Annotated in this window: 13 protein-coding genes; 8 read left to right on the forward strand and 5 right to left on the reverse strand. The window is 72.4% G+C overall.

Annotation, left to right across the window (positions count from 1 at the left end; translation table 11 throughout):
* Positions 1–144: 144 nt before the first annotated feature.
* Both B7C62_06110 and B7C62_06115 read right to left on the reverse strand, forming a co-directional pair.
* A complete protein-coding gene (locus B7C62_06110; protein ID ARF71879.1) occupies positions 145–1,197 on the reverse strand; it encodes a hypothetical protein in 1,053 nt (350 codons plus the stop codon).
* Between the two features lie 312 nt (positions 1,198–1,509).
* Positions 1,510–2,622: an amidohydrolase gene (locus tag B7C62_06115; GenBank protein ARF71880.1), complete on the reverse strand. Its 1,113-nt coding sequence runs from the start codon at positions 2,620–2,622 to the stop codon at positions 1,510–1,512.
* Between the two features lie 111 nt (positions 2,623–2,733).
* On the opposite strand from B7C62_06115, the gene B7C62_06120 reads away from it, so the two are divergent.
* From B7C62_06120 to B7C62_06145, 6 genes are all read left to right on the forward strand, one after another.
* The gene (locus B7C62_06120) at positions 2,734–3,840 is read left to right on the forward strand and encodes an aspartate aminotransferase (GenBank protein ID ARF71881.1); all 1,107 of its coding nucleotides are present in this window, start codon (positions 2,734–2,736) and stop codon (positions 3,838–3,840) included.
* 308 nt (positions 3,841–4,148) lie between these two features.
* Positions 4,149–4,682 (forward strand): diaminobutyrate acetyltransferase, encoded by a 534-nt coding sequence (locus B7C62_06125; GenBank protein ID ARF71882.1) that lies wholly within the window; start codon positions 4,149–4,151, stop codon positions 4,680–4,682.
* 227 nt (positions 4,683–4,909) lie between these two features.
* Positions 4,910–6,175: a diaminobutyrate--2-oxoglutarate transaminase gene (locus B7C62_06130; protein ARF71883.1), complete on the forward strand. Its 1,266-nt coding sequence runs from the start codon at positions 4,910–4,912 to the stop codon at positions 6,173–6,175.
* An 88-nt stretch (positions 6,176–6,263) separates the two neighbouring features.
* Positions 6,264–6,662, forward strand: coding sequence for an L-ectoine synthase (ectC, locus tag B7C62_06135; protein ID ARF71884.1), 399 nt, complete (start codon positions 6,264–6,266; stop codon positions 6,660–6,662).
* Between the two features lie 5 nt (positions 6,663–6,667).
* Entirely contained in the window at positions 6,668–7,561 is an 894-nt protein-coding gene (locus B7C62_06140; protein ARF71885.1) for an ectoine hydroxylase, read from the forward strand.
* Between the two features lie 103 nt (positions 7,562–7,664).
* Positions 7,665–8,699: a glyoxalase gene (locus tag B7C62_06145; GenBank protein ARF71886.1), complete on the forward strand. Its 1,035-nt coding sequence runs from the start codon at positions 7,665–7,667 to the stop codon at positions 8,697–8,699.
* Here B7C62_06145 and B7C62_06150 read toward each other — a convergent pair.
* Entirely contained in the window at positions 8,675–9,745 is a 1,071-nt protein-coding gene (locus B7C62_06150) for an alkene reductase (protein ID ARF71887.1), read from the reverse strand. The two genes, B7C62_06145 and B7C62_06150, sit on opposite strands and share 25 nt — an antisense overlap.
* Before the next feature lie 301 nt (positions 9,746–10,046).
* Between B7C62_06150 and B7C62_06155 the strand changes: the two genes are divergently transcribed.
* Positions 10,047–10,505, forward strand: a complete 459-nt coding sequence (locus B7C62_06155) for a MarR family transcriptional regulator (protein ARF77015.1) — start codon at positions 10,047–10,049, stop codon at positions 10,503–10,505.
* An 8-nt stretch (positions 10,506–10,513) separates the two neighbouring features.
* On the opposite strand, the gene B7C62_06160 is transcribed toward B7C62_06155, so the two are convergent.
* A complete protein-coding gene (locus tag B7C62_06160) occupies positions 10,514–11,572 on the reverse strand; it encodes a class V aminotransferase (protein ARF71888.1) in 1,059 nt (352 codons plus the stop codon).
* A gap of 86 nt (positions 11,573–11,658) precedes the next feature.
* Entirely contained in the window at positions 11,659–12,375 is a 717-nt protein-coding gene (locus B7C62_06165; protein ID ARF71889.1) for a protein-disulfide isomerase, read from the reverse strand.
* 233 nt (positions 12,376–12,608) lie between these two features.
* Here B7C62_06165 and B7C62_06170 point away from each other — a divergent pair, with 233 nt between their 5' ends.
* The gene (locus B7C62_06170; protein ID ARF71890.1) at positions 12,609–13,862 is read left to right on the forward strand and encodes a cytochrome; all 1,254 of its coding nucleotides are present in this window, start codon (positions 12,609–12,611) and stop codon (positions 13,860–13,862) included.
* Positions 13,863–13,893 lie beyond the last annotated feature (31 nt).

Genomic DNA, 13,893 nt, shown 5'->3' on the forward strand with positions numbered 1-13,893 from the left:
CCCGGTCCCGTCCGGGAGTCGGGGTCAGGCGGGCCGCCGCCCCGGTTCCGTACGGGAGTCGGGTCCAACCCGACCGCCGCCCCCGGTTCCGTACAGGATCAGGGGCGGCCGGACCGCCGCCCCCGCCCCGTGCGAGGCTCCGGATCAGCTCTGGGCGCCGCCGCTGCGCCTGCGGGCGATCACCGTGGCGCCCGCGCCGACCGCCAGCAGCAGGGCCGCGCCGCCCGCGAGGTACGGGGTGGTGGAGCTGCCGCCGGTCTCGGCGAGGTTGGCCGTGGTGGGGGCGGTGCCCGCGTCGGAGCCGGTCTGCGGCTTCACGTCGCCGCCACCGCTCTTGCCGTCGTCGCCCTTGTCGCCGGTGGCGCCACCGTCCGTGGAACCACCTGTCGTACCGCCGTCCGTGGAACCGCCCGTGTCGCCGCCCGTGGAGCCGCCGTCCGTTGCACCGCCGTCGCTCCCGCCCGGCTTCTCGGGCGTCTTGGGCTCCTTCGGCGTCTCGCAGGTCGCCCCGGCGAGGGTGACCTCTCCGTTCACCTCGGCCACGTTGAGGTTGAGCGGGTTGACCGCGACCTTGAGCTGGAGCGCCGTCGCGGCGGCCGTACGGGAGGTGGTCTCCGTCTTCGACAGGTCGAGGCTGACCTCGCCGACGCCCGGCACCGCCACCCGGGTCGGGCCGCCCGCGCTGAGCGTCACCTTCTTGCCGAGCACCTTCACATGACCGAGCACGTTCGACTCGGCGACGGGCTCCTTGCCGACCTCGCAGAGCGCCTTGGAGGTCACCTTCTCGACCTCGATGAGCGAGAGAGCCGGCAGACCGGGGACATGGACCCGGGCCTTCGCGAGGTTGGTGTACCCCTTGGCCCGGTGCTCGTCGGCCGTGGCCTCCGCCGTGGCCACGTCGGCGCGCAGGATGCTGACCGGCTCCCCGCCCTCCACGCCGTCCAGGTTCACGGTGAGCGCGGTCTTCTCGGCGCTGGCCGGGGCCTGCACCTCGTTGAGCGTGACCTTCAGGGGCACCTGGACGGACTTGTTGAGGAGCGAGACGTCGAGCCCGGTACGGAGCACGACCGCGCTCGCCCTGCCCTCGCCGCCGGTCGCGGGCGTCGCCGGGGCCGCCTGCGCGGGGACGGCGGCGGACAGGGCGACGGCGGCGGTGGTGACCGCCAGGGCGGCGAGACGGAAGGTGTTGCTGTTCAAGATGGTGGAACCCCCACAAGAGACATGGAGCCACCGGCACAGCCCAATGGGGGACATCGCCCGTGCCGGTGGCCTCGACTCCGTGAATCTTTACGCACTGTGGGTGAACTGGCGGACACCTGGCGTGAGTTCACCCCAAAGGGGGGTTTCCGCGCGCATATTCGAATCTTTCGGCACGTGCGTTCCCTCCCGCCCCTCCCCGTCACCCGTTTCACACCGTGTCGGCCGGGGCGCATCCGCGAGCGGAGAGAGCTCAACGAGCCGGAGCCCGTATCCGTCACTGCCCGTCAACCCGGCGCACCATCCGGCCTGTCAGCCGACCACACGCCCGTTCAGCACGATGTGGCGCGGGGCGGCCAGCACCCGGACATCGGCGCGCGGGTCCTCGTCGTACACGACCAGGTCCGCCGGAGCGCCCTCCTCCAGCGCCGGCCGCCCCAGCCACCGCCTCGCCCCCCACGCGGTGGCGGAGAGGGCCTCCAGGGGCGGGATGCCCGCCTTCACCAGCTCGGCGACCTCCCCCGCGACCAGGCCGTGCGCCAGCGAGCCGCCCGCGTCGGTGCCGACGTAGACCGGGATGCCCGCGTCGTACGCGGCCCGGACGGTGTCGTACCGCCGCTCGTACAGCTGCCGCATATGCGCCGACCAGCGCGGGAACTTGGCCTCGCCGCCCGCCGCGAGGTCGGGGAACGTGGCGATGTTGACCAGCGTCGGGACGATCGCGACCCCGCGCTCCGCGAAGAGCGGGATGGTCTCCTCGGTGAGGCCGGTGGCGTGCTCGACGCAGTCGATGCCCGCCTCCACCAGATCGCGCAGCGCGGCCTCGGCGAAGCAGTGCGCGGTGACGCGGGCGCCCAGCCGGTGCGCCTCGGCGATGGCCGCCTCGACCTCGCCGCGCGGCCAGCAGGCGGTCAGGTCGCCCGCGTCCCGGTCGATCCAGTCCCCCACCAGCTTGACCCAGCCGTCGCCGCGCCGGGCCTCCCGGGCGACGTACGCGACGAGGTCGCCGGGCTCGATCTCATGGGCGTAGTTACGGATGTAGCGGCGGGTCCTGGCGATATGGCGGCCCGCCCGGATGATCTTCGGCAGGTCCTCGCGGTCGTCGGTCCACCGGGTGTCGGAGGGCGATCCGGCGTCCCGGATGAGCAGGGTCCCGGCGCCCCGGTCGGTGAGCGCCTGCTTCTCCGCCGTGGCCGCGTCGACCGGGCCGTGCGCGTCCAGCCCCACATGGCAGTGCGCGTCGACGAGTCCGGGCAGCGCCCAGCCCGTCACGGTCTGCGCGTCCTCCGCGCCCGGGGGCCGCTCGTAGGTGATCCGCCCGCCGACGGCCCACAGTTCGTCGCGCACCTCGTCCGGGCCGACGAGGACCCGACCCTTCACCCGCAGCACCGGCAGCCGCTCCCGATCCCTCACCTGATCACTCATAGGCGGCACTGTACGAGGCCGTCGGTAGGCTGCTGGAGCCTTTCGACCACCGAGCCGACCGCCCGACCAACGCCGCTTCGGCCGCCGAACGAATCCGGAGAGAGCCTCACCGTGACGCACCCCTTCCTCGACCTTCCCCCGCTGACCGCCGCGCGCTTCGCGGCCATCGAGCGCCGGGTGGCCGCCCTCCTCGCCACCGGGCAGGACGTCGTCATCACGCAAGGGGAGGCGCTGCTGCCCCTGGAGGGGTGCATCCGCAGCGGTGCCCGGCCCGGCTCGACCGCGCTGAACGTGGTCACCGGACCGTACGGGCAGACCTTCGGCAACTGGCTGCGCGACTGCGGCGCCCAGGTCGTCGACCTCACCGTGCCCTTCCACACGGCGGTCACCGCCGACCAGGTCGCCGAGGCGCTCGCCGAGCACCCGGAGATCGACTTCGTCTCGCTGGTGCACGCGGAGGCGGCCACCGGCAACACCAACCCGGTCGCGGAGATCGGTGAGGTGGTCCGGGCGCACGGGGCGCTGTTCATGCTGGACGCGGTCGCCTCGGTGGGCGCCGAGCCGCTGCTGCCGGACGCCTGGGGCGTGGACCTGTGCGTGATCGGCGCGCAGAAGGCGATGGGCGGTCCGGCCGGGGTGTCGGCGGTCTCGGTGAGCGGGCGGGCCTGGGAGCGGTTCGCCGCCAACCCGGCCGCCCCGCGCCGCTCGTACCTCTCGTTGCTGGACTGGAAGGAGCGCTGGATCGACGCGGGCCGCACGGCGCTGCCGCACGCCCCGGCGCAGCTGGAGATGCTGGGGCTCGAAGCGTGCCTGGAGCGGATCGAGGAGGACGGCGCGGACACCGTGATGGCCCGCCACGCGGCGGCCGCCGCGGCGACCCGGGCGGGTGCGGTGGCGCTCGGCGGCGGTCTGGAGCCGTACGTCCACGAGGCCCGGGACGCCGCTCCGGTGGCCACGACGCTGCGCGCCCCGGCGGGGACCGACGCAGCCGCGCTGGTCGCGCGGGCGCTGGAGATCGAGCCCTCGCTGCCGCTCGTCGCAGGCGGCGGGGCGCTGGCCAAGGAGATGATCCGGGTCAATCACTACGGGGCGGACGCGACGCGGCACGCGGTGCTGACCTCGCTCGCGGCTGTGGGGGCGGCGCTGAACGGTGCGGGCCGACGGGTCGACTTCGATGCTGCCCGTCACGCGGTGGCGGAAACCTCGCCGGGCCTCTGATACGCATAATGCGGGGAGCTGCTTTATCGAAAGCAGCTCCCCGCATTCTTTTGCCCGCTTTCCCACCGTGTAAACACAGAAGTTTTCGCGGGGCTCGAACTTCATGATTCGGACACGTTCCACAGGAGTTACCAGCTTGTGACCGACTCCACAAGCAGGACGTTATGCCCGAAAAATTCTGGACAAAGAGCGGGAAACCACCCCTGGCTTCAGGGCGATCTCACGCACGCCTGATAACACATACCGACGCCCAGCCCAACCCTTTGCCTCGATGCAATTTAGAAATTTGCTGGGTAAATTCAATTCACATGACCGCCGCACCAGCAGATTTTGCCCGTGCCCGAAGCGAATTCCTCAGTATCGACACACCACGAGTGGAGGACGGAGCCGCGATCTGGCGCATCGCCCGCGACTCCGAGGTCCTGGACCTGAACTCCTCGTACAGCTACCTGCTGTGGTGCCGCGACTTCGCCGCGACGTCCGCCGTCGCCCGTGGCGAGGACGGCGAGCCGATCGCCTTCGTCACCGGCTACATCAGGCCCGACCGCCCCGAGACCCTCGTCGTCTGGCAGGTGGCCGTCGACCGGGCCCATCGCGGCAAGGGACTGGCCGCCACTCTGCTGGACGCGCTGACCGCCCGGGTCGCCGCCGAGCGGGGGCTCTCCTGCGTCGAGACGACGATCACCCCGGACAACACCGCTTCCGACCGGCTGTTCACGTCCTACGCCCAGCGGCACGATGTCGCGCTGGAGCAGGAGGTGCTCTTCGACGGCGGGCTGTTCCCCGAGGGGACGACGCACCTGCCGGAGGTCCTCTACCGGATCGGCCCGTTCGCCACCTGAGCAGGACAAGCACTCCGCCCGAGCAGGACAGGGCCTCCGCCCGAGCAGTGCCGGTTCCCGTCCGCGCGGGACCGGTCCCGTTCACGGGCCGGCGTACCCGACCCGTACGCCCGGTCCCCCACGACTTTTCGCGCCGGCCGACCATCCGGCGCGGTCCCGGCCGTCCCCGTACGGCAGGGAGCACCGACCACACCGCCCGTCACACCCCCTCACGCAGGAGATCCGCTGTGACCATCACCCCGCCCGCACTGAGCGTCTTCGAGACCCTGGAGTCGGAGGTCCGGAGCTACTGCCGCGGCTGGCCCGCCGTGTTCGACCGCGCGCAGGGCGCCCGGCTGACCGACGAGGACGGCCACTCCTACCTGGACTTCTTCGCCGGGGCCGGCTCGCTCAACTACGGCCACAACAACCCCGTGCTGAAACGAGCGCTGATCGACTACATCGAGCGCGACGGCATCACCCACGGCCTGGACATGGCGACCACCGCCAAGCGCGCCTTCCTGGAGACGTTCCAGAACGTGATCCTGCGCCCGCGCGACCTTCCTTACAAGGTGATGTTCCCCGGCCCGACCGGCACCAACGCCGTCGAGTCCGCGCTGAAGCTGGCCCGCAAGGTCAAGGGCCGCGAGTCCGTCGTCTCGTTCACCAACGCCTTCCACGGCATGTCGCTGGGCTCGCTCGCCGTCACCGGCAACGCGTTCAAGCGGGCGGGCGCGGGCATCCCGCTGGTGCACGGCACCCCGATGCCGTTCGACAACTACTTCGACGGTACGGTCCCCGACTTCCTCTGGTTCGAGCGGCTGCTCGAGGACCAGGGCTCCGGGCTCAACAAGCCCGCCGCCGTGATCGTGGAGACCGTCCAGGGCGAGGGCGGCATCAACGTGGCCCGCGCCGAGTGGCTGCGCGCGCTCCAGGGGCTGTGCGAGCGCCAGGACATGCTGCTGATCGTCGACGACATCCAGATGGGCTGCGGCCGGACCGGCGGCTTCTTCTCCTTCGAGGAGGCCGGGATCGTCCCGGACATCGTCACGCTGTCGAAGTCCATCAGCGGTTACGGCCTGCCGATGTCGCTCTGCCTGTTCAAGCCGGAGCTGGACATCTGGGAGCCGGGCGAGCACAACGGCACCTTCCGCGGCAACAACCCGGCCTTCGTCACGGCCGCCGCCGCGCTGGACGCCTACTGGGCCGACGGCCGGGTGGAACAGCAGACCAAGGAGCGCGGCCTCCAGGTCGAGCAGGCGCTGCTGGCGATCTGCGCCGAGGAGCCGACCGCGCAGTTCCGCGGCCGGGGCCTGGTCTGGGGCATGGAGTTCGAGGACCCGGCGCGCGCCTCGGCGGTCTGCGCCCGCGCCTTCGAGCTGGGGCTCCTGCTGGAGACCTCCGGCCCGCAGAGCGAGGTCGTCAAGCTGCTGCCGCCGCTGACCATCACCACCGAGGAGCTGGACGAGGGCCTGCGCACGCTGGCCCGCTGCGTCCGCGAGACGGCCGCCTGACCCGGCACGACCGGGGAAGGCGGAGAGAAGAGAAGCCCCGGGCCCCCGGCGGCCCGGGGCGGAGCACGAGAGAAAGGCACCGCTCACCGTGATCGTCCGATCGTTCAAGGACATCGAGAACACCGACCGGCATGTGAAGGCCGCGTCCGGCACCTGGGAGAGCAAGCGCATCGTGCTCGCCAAGGAGAAGGTCGGCTTCTCCCTCCACGAGACCGTGCTCTACGCGGGTACGGAGACCTCCATGTGGTACGCGAACCACATCGAGGCGGTCCTGTGCACCGAGGGCGAGGCCGAGCTCACCAACGACGAGACCGGCGAGACCCACTGGATCTCCCCCGGCACGATGTACCTGCTGGACGGGCATGAGCGGCACACCCTGCGGCCCAAGACCGACTTCCGCTGCGTGTGCGTCTTCAACCCTCCCGTCACCGGACGGGAGGACCACGACGAGAACGGTGTCTACCCACTGCTGACCGAGGAGGCATGAACCGTATGACCACCGAAGTACGCGCCGATCTCTACCCTTCGCGCGGCGCCGCCGAGATGACCACTCCCCGCCAGGACCCGGTCATCTGGTCCGCGCCGGGCGCACCGGGCCCGATCTCCGCCAAGGACCTCCAGGGGTACGAGCACGACGGCTTCCTCACCGTCGACCAGCTCATCACCCCGGACGAGGTCGCCGTCTACCGGGCGGAGCTGGACCGGCTGGTCGCCGACCCGCTGATCCGTGCCGACGAGCGCTCGATCGTGGAGAAGCAGTCGCAGAACGTACGGTCCGTCTTCGAGGTCCACCGGATCAGCGAGGTCTTCGCCGGGCTGGTCCGCGACGAGCGGGTGGTGGGCCGGGCCCGCCAGATCCTCGGCTCGGACGTGTACGTCCACCAGTCCCGGATCAACGTGAAGCCGGGCTTCGGGGCCTCGGGCTTCTACTGGCACTCGGACTTCGAGACCTGGCACGCGGAGGACGGTCTGCCGAACATGCGGACCGTGTCCGTGTCGATCGCGCTGACGGAGAACTTCGACACCAACGGCGGGCTGATGATCATGCCCGGTTCGCACAAGTCGTTCCTCGGCTGTGCGGGCGAGACGCCGAAGGACAACTACAAGAAGTCGCTCCAGATGCAGGACGCGGGCACCCCGTCCGACGAGGCGCTGACGAAGATGGCCGACCGGCACGGCATCAGGCTCTTCACGGGCAAGGCCGGTTCGGCGACCTGGTTCGACTGCAACGCCATGCACGGCTCGGGCGACAACATCACCCCGTACGCCCGCTCCAACGTCTTCATCGTCTTCAACAGCGTGGAGAACACGGCACAGGAGCCCTTCGCGGCTCCGATCCGCCGCCCGGAGTTCATCGGGGCCCGGGACTTCACCCCGGTGAAGTAGCGGGAGACGCGGGCGCACGGGGGCCCGGGACGGTACGCCGTCCCGGGCCCCCGCCGCGTGAACCCGCTGGACCCGCCGCCGGTCACCGGAGAGGGTGGCGGCCATGACTTCTCACGTACGGCACATCACGATCGACTGCGCCGATCCCTACGCGCTCGGCACCTTCTGGTCCCGGGTGCTCGGCGCGCCGCTCGCCGACGACGACTTCCCCGGCGATCCGGAGGCCCTGCTCGAGACCCCCGGCGCGGCAATCCTCTTCGTCCGGAACGACGACCCGAAGGCCGTCAAGAACCGCGTCCACCTGGATGTCCAGCCGCAGGACCGCAGCCGGGACGAGGAGGTCGAGCGGCTGCTCGCGCTCGGCGCCACGCTCGTGGGCGACCATCGCAGGCCGAACGGGCGGGGGTGGGCGACCCTGGCGGACCCCGAGGGCAACGAGTTCTGCGTGGAGTGCTCGGCCGCCGAGCGGGCCGCGCTGACCGGGACCCGGCTGCCGGTCACCGCCGACGATGTGACGACAGCCGTCCGGCTCGCGGTGGATGCGCTGGCCGGGGCCCCGGCGGACCGCTGGGAGGCCCCCGCCGGAGGGCTCACGTGGACCTGCTGGGAGACGGCGGAGCACCTGAGCGACGACCTCTTCGCGTACGCCGTCCAGCTGGGCCCGCGCACGCCCCCGCTCGACGGTGAGGTGCCCTACCGGTGGGCGCCCGAGCGGCAGGGCGGGCCGTACAACGCCGTCTTCGCGGACCGGGCGGCCGGGCCCGCCGGTCTGCTGGCGACCCTGGAGGCGAGCGGGGCGCTGCTGGCCTCGATGGTGCGGACGACCCCGCCGGAGGTGCGCTCGTACCACGGGTTCGGGATCTCCGACCCGGAGGGCTTCGCCGCGATGGGGGTGGTGGAGACCCTGGTGCACACGCATGACCTGGCCGAGGGCCTCGGGCTCGCCTGGGCGCCGCCCGCCGCGCTCTGCGACCGGGTGCTGGCCCGGCTCTTCCCCGGGGCCCCGGCGGGCGGCGACCGGTGGACCGTCCTGCTGTGGGCCACCGGTCGCGCCGGACTGCCGGACCACCCGCGCCGCACCGTGTGGCGGTGGGACGGGCGGCCCCTGGCGGATCAGACGGCGTCGAGCGCCGGGTAGTCGGTGTAGCCCTTGGCGTCGCCGCCGAAGAAGGTCGACGGGTCGGGGGTGTTGAAGGGGCCACCGGCCTTGAGCCGGGCGGGCAGGTCCGGGTTGGCGAGGAAGAGCGCGCCGTACGAGATGAGGTCGGCGATCCCGTCCTCGATCACGGTGAGGTGGTCCGGCCCGGTCGGCCCGTCGGAGTGCACGTTGATCAGGACGGGGCCAGTGAACACCTTGCGCAGGGCGAGGGTCAGTTCGCGGATCGGGGCGCCTTCCAGGATGTGCAGGTAGGCGAGGCCGAGGGGTTCGATCTCCTGGGCCAGGGCGGTGTAGACGGCGTCCGGGGCGGGCTCGTCGATGTCGTTGTAGCCGTTCGAGGGCGAGATGCGCAGAGCGGTGCGGGCGGCGCCGATCTCGGCCGCGACCGCCTTGACGACCTCCACGGCGAACCGGATGCGCGCGGTCTCCGAGCCGCCCCACTCATCGGTGCGCAGGTTGGTGTTGGGCGCGAGGAACTGGTGGATGAGGTAGCCGTTGGCGCCGTGCAGCTCCACACCGTCGAACCCGGCTTCGACGGCGTTGCGGGAGGCGGTGACGAAGTCGGCGACGGTCTGCCGGATCTCGGCGTCGGTCAGCTCGTGCGGCTCGACGAAGTCCTTGGCGCCCTCGGCGGTGTAGACCTGACCGGCGGCCTTGACCGGGGAGGGGCCGACCGGGACGAGGCCGTCGGGGAGCAGGCTGGGGTGGCCGATGCGGCCGGAGTGCATGATCTGGGCGAAGATCCGGCCGCCCTCGGCGTGCACGGCGTCGGTGACCTTGCGCCAGGAGGCGACCTGCTCGGCGCTGTGGAGCCCCGGGGTGAAGGGGTAGCCCTGGCCGACGGCGGAGGGCTGGATGCCCTCGGTGATGACGAGGCCGGCCGAGGCGCGCTGGGCGTAGTAGGCGGCGGTCAGCTCGGTGGCCGTACCGCCCTCGCCTGCCCGGCTCCGGGTCATCGGGGCCATCACGATGCGGTTGGCCAGCGGGGTGCCGGACAGGTCGATCGGGTCGAAAGCGGTGGTCATCAAGGCTCCCAGAAGAGTATGTGGTCGGCCGGTCGATGAATTAGGTGGTCGGCCAACCATCGGCACTGGGGTCACTGTAGCTCATTAATTGGCCGACCAAGGTAAAGTGTGGGGAAGAGCCGCCGGGCATCATCGAAGCCCCACCGGAGCAGCACCGAGGAGCCCCGCCATGAACACCGGCCACGCCCCCGCCGAGGAAGCCGCCTGTACCGACGCGTCACCGGAAGCGGGCTGTACCGGCGCGCCGCCGGAAACGGCCCGCGCCGATGACGCGCCGACGGAGTCCGCCTGCACCGGCACGCTGCCCGGAGCGGCGCTCGGCGGGCCCGTGAGCCACGCCGTCTCCCGGGTGGCCCGGCTGCACCGGATCGCGGCGGGGAAGCTGCTCAAGGGGCTCGGGCTCTACCCCGGGCAGGAGCTCCTGATGATGCACCTGTGGGACGCGGGCCCGGTCCGCCAGGCCGAGCTGATCAGGGCCCTGGAGCTGGACCCGTCCACGATCACCAAGATGCTCCAGCGCCTCGAACAGACCGGGCACGTGCGCCGCCGCCCCGACCCGGACGACCGGCGGGCCGTGCTGGTGGAGGCGACGGACGAGAGCTGCGCGCTGCACGCGGCGGTGCGGGACGCCTGGGGCAGCCTGGAGGAGCACACGCTCGCGGGCCTGGAGAGCGCCGAGCGTACGGAGCTGACGCGGCTGCTGGCGAAGGTGGAGGCGAACCTCTGCCAGGAGACGGCGGGGTGCCCGGAGCGGGGCTGACGGCCCGGTCAGCCCAGCACCTCCAGCACCCGGTCCACATCGGCCTCCGTGTTGTAGAGGTGGCAGGAGATCCGCAGGTTCCCGGCGGGCGTCGAGACCGCGATCCCGGCCTTCGCGAGCTCCGGCTCGCGGTGGTCGAGCCCCGGCACGGAGACGATCGCGGACTCCCCCGGGACCACCTCGTGCCCCCGCTCCACCAGCCCCGCGCGCAGCCGGGCGGCGAGCCCGGTGGCGTGCGCGTACAGCGCCTCGGTCCCGATCTCCGCGAGCAGCGCGAGGGAGTGCTCGGCCCCGTGGTAGGAGAGGAAGGCGGGCGGCTCGTCGAACCCCCGGGCCCCGGGCGCGACCCGCTCCAGCGGACCGTAGTTGCCGGTCCAGGGCGCCCCGGCGGCGACCCAGCCCGCGAAGAGGTTCGGCAGGGTGGCCTGCGCCTCCTCGGTGACGGTGAGGAACGACGTACCGCGTGGGCAGAGCAGGTACTTGAAGCCGCCGGTGACGGTGTAGTCGTACGCCCCCGCATCCAGCGGGAACCAGCCCGCCGACTGGGTGGCGTCCAGCAGGGTTCGGGCCCCGTGGGCGGCGGCGGCAGCGCGGACGGCGGCGAGGCCGGCGACCCGGCCGTCGGCGGACTGGACCGAGGAGAAGGCGACGAGCGCGGTGGTGGGCCGTACGGCGTCGGCGAGGTCCGCGAGGGGCACGTACCGCATCCGCAGATCGCCCCGGAGCGCGAACGGGCTGACGACGGAGGTGAACTCCCCCTCGGGCGCCAGGACTTCCGCCCCCGCCGGGAGCGAGGCGGCGATCAGCCCGACATGGACGGTGACCGAGCTGCCGGTGGCGACCCGGTCCGGGTGCACCCCGGCGAGCCGGGCGAAGCCGACGCGGGCCGCCTCCACCGCGTCGAAGCTGCCCGCGCCGGTCCGGCGGCCGACGGCGTTCTCGTCGGCGAGGGCCTTGACGGCGGCGATGGTCCGGCGGGGCAGCAGCCCCCAGCTGGAGGTGTTGAGGTACGTGACCTCGGGCGCGAACTCGGCGGCGGCCACCCGGCTGAGCGGAGAGATCGTCATGGGCCCAGCCTGGAGCCCCCGCACCTCCTGGTCAATTGCCGAAATGTACGGGGCGAACCCAAGGCATCCTTATGGCCGGGCGGGTCTCACCCCTTCGGGACCTCACAGGCCCCGTCCGTGTCGCAGGCCGCCGCTTCGCCGCCGACGGTGGTCAGCGCGGTGGCCGGGCGGTCCTTCCACGCCTGCTCCAGCGCCTGGACGAAGACCTCCGACGGCTGGCCGCCGGAGATCCCGTACCGCCGGTCGAGCACGAAGAACGGCACCGCGTTGGCGCCCAGTTCGGACGCCTCGCGCTCATCGGCCCGGACATCGTCCGCGTACGCCTCGGGGTCGGCGAGCACCGCCCGCGCCTCGTCGGCGTCGAGCCCGGCCTCCACGGCGAGGGCGAGCAGCACGTCGTCGTCGAAGACGGACCGCTCCTCGGCGAAGTTGGCCCGGTAGGCGAGGGTCAGCAGCTCGTCCTGGAGCCCGCGGGCCTTGGCCAGGTGCAGCAGCCGGTGGATGTCGAAGGTGGAGCCGTGGTCCCGGCCCTCGGTCCGGTAACCGAGCCCCTCGGCCCGCGCGTTGGCCGCGACGTTGGCCTCCATACCGGCGGCCTCCTCCCGGGTCCGCCCGTACTTGGCGGCCAGCATGTCGACGACCTGCTCCCGCTCGCCCCTGGCCCGGCCGGGGTCGAGCTCGAAGGAGCGGTGCACGATCTCGACCTCGTCCCGGTGGGCGAACCCGGCGAGGGCCTTCTCGAAGCGGGCCTTGCCGATGTAGCACCAGGGACAGGCGATGTCGGACCAGATCTCGACGCGCATGACTCTTCTTCTCTCCAGGGGTCGGGGGCGGGTGCGGAGCTCTCTCCGCGGCTCGGGGCCTCCGGTGCGAACACCGCGGCGGACCAGGTCATTCCCGGGACGGCCGCCCCGGGGCGGGGCACCTCCCGGGGCCGGGCCGCCTCCGGCGCGTACCGCACGGTTGTTACCCTGTGGCCGGTCCGGCGCGGGGGCGGAGCGGCCCGGCTGCCGTGCACTGTGGAGAGGCCCCGCCCATGCCCCTGGTACGTCCCGGCTTCAGCGTTCTGTCGGACGCGTTCGCCGCCGATCCCTACCGCCACTTCGCCCGGCTGCGGGAGCAGGCTCCGGTGCACTACGAGCCCGCCGTCGACAGCTACTTCCTCTCCCGCCACCAGGACGTCGGACGGGTGCTGACCGACCACCGGGCGTTCACCACCGAGACGCTGCAAGCACGCGCCGAACCGGTGATGCGCGGGCCGGTCCTCGCCCAGATGACCGGGGCGGAGCACACCGCCAAGCGCGGGATCGTCGTCCGTGGGCTGACCGGCGAGGCCCTGCGCGAGCAGACGCGGGGCGTGCGCGCCCGGGCCGCCGAGTTGCTCGCGCCCCTGCTCGCCCGGGGGCGGATGGACCTGGTCGGCGACTTCGGCAAGCCCTTCGCCGTACAGGTGACGCTGGACCTCCTCGGGCTGGACCGCGGGGACTGGCGGCGGGTGGCCGCCTGGCACAGCGGGGTCGCCGAGTTCATCACCGGCCTGACCCTCACCCCCGAGCGCCGCCGGCACTGCATGGAGTGCGCCGAGCAGCTGGAGAGCTACCTCGTCCCCGTCATCGAGCGACGCCGCCGCGAACCGGGCCCGGACCTGATATCGAAGCTGTGCGCCGCGGAGTTCGAGGGCACCGCCCTGAGCGTCCGGGACATCACAGCGCTGATCATCAATGTGCTCGCCGCCGCCACCGAGCCCGCCGACAAGACCCTCGCCCTGCTCGTCAGGCATCTGATCGACCGTCCCGGGCAGCTGGCGCGGGTGCGCCGGGACCCGGCCCTGCTGCCCGCCGCGATCGCCGAGACCCTGCGGTACACCCCGCCGGTCCAGCTGGTCCCCCGCCGGGCGGAGCGGGCGGCGGTGATCGCCGGGACCACCGTCCCGGCCGGTGCCACGGTGTTCTGCATGATCGGCGCGGCCAACCGCGACCCCGCCGTCTTCGCCGACCCGGACACCTTCGACATCGACCGCGCCGACCTCGGCACCGCCCGCTCCTTCACGGCGGCGGCCCAGCACCTGGCCTTCGGCACCGGGCTCCACCAGTGCGTGGGCGCGGCCTTCGCCCGGGCCGAGATCGAGACCGTCGCCGCGATGCTCCTGCCGCTGCTCGACGAGGTCCGCTACCGCCCCGGCTTCCGCTACCGGGAGACCGGCCTCTACACCCGGGGCCCCGTCTCGCTGCCGCTGGTCTTCACTCCCGTACGCACTCCGCTCCCCGAGGACGCAACCCCGGGCGGCTGACCGGCGTCTTGCACGACGGCTCCGGCCGGGC

Source organism: Kitasatospora albolonga (assembly GCA_002082585.1).
Classification (GTDB): Bacteria; Actinomycetota; Actinomycetes; order Streptomycetales; family Streptomycetaceae; genus Streptomyces; species Streptomyces stephensoniae.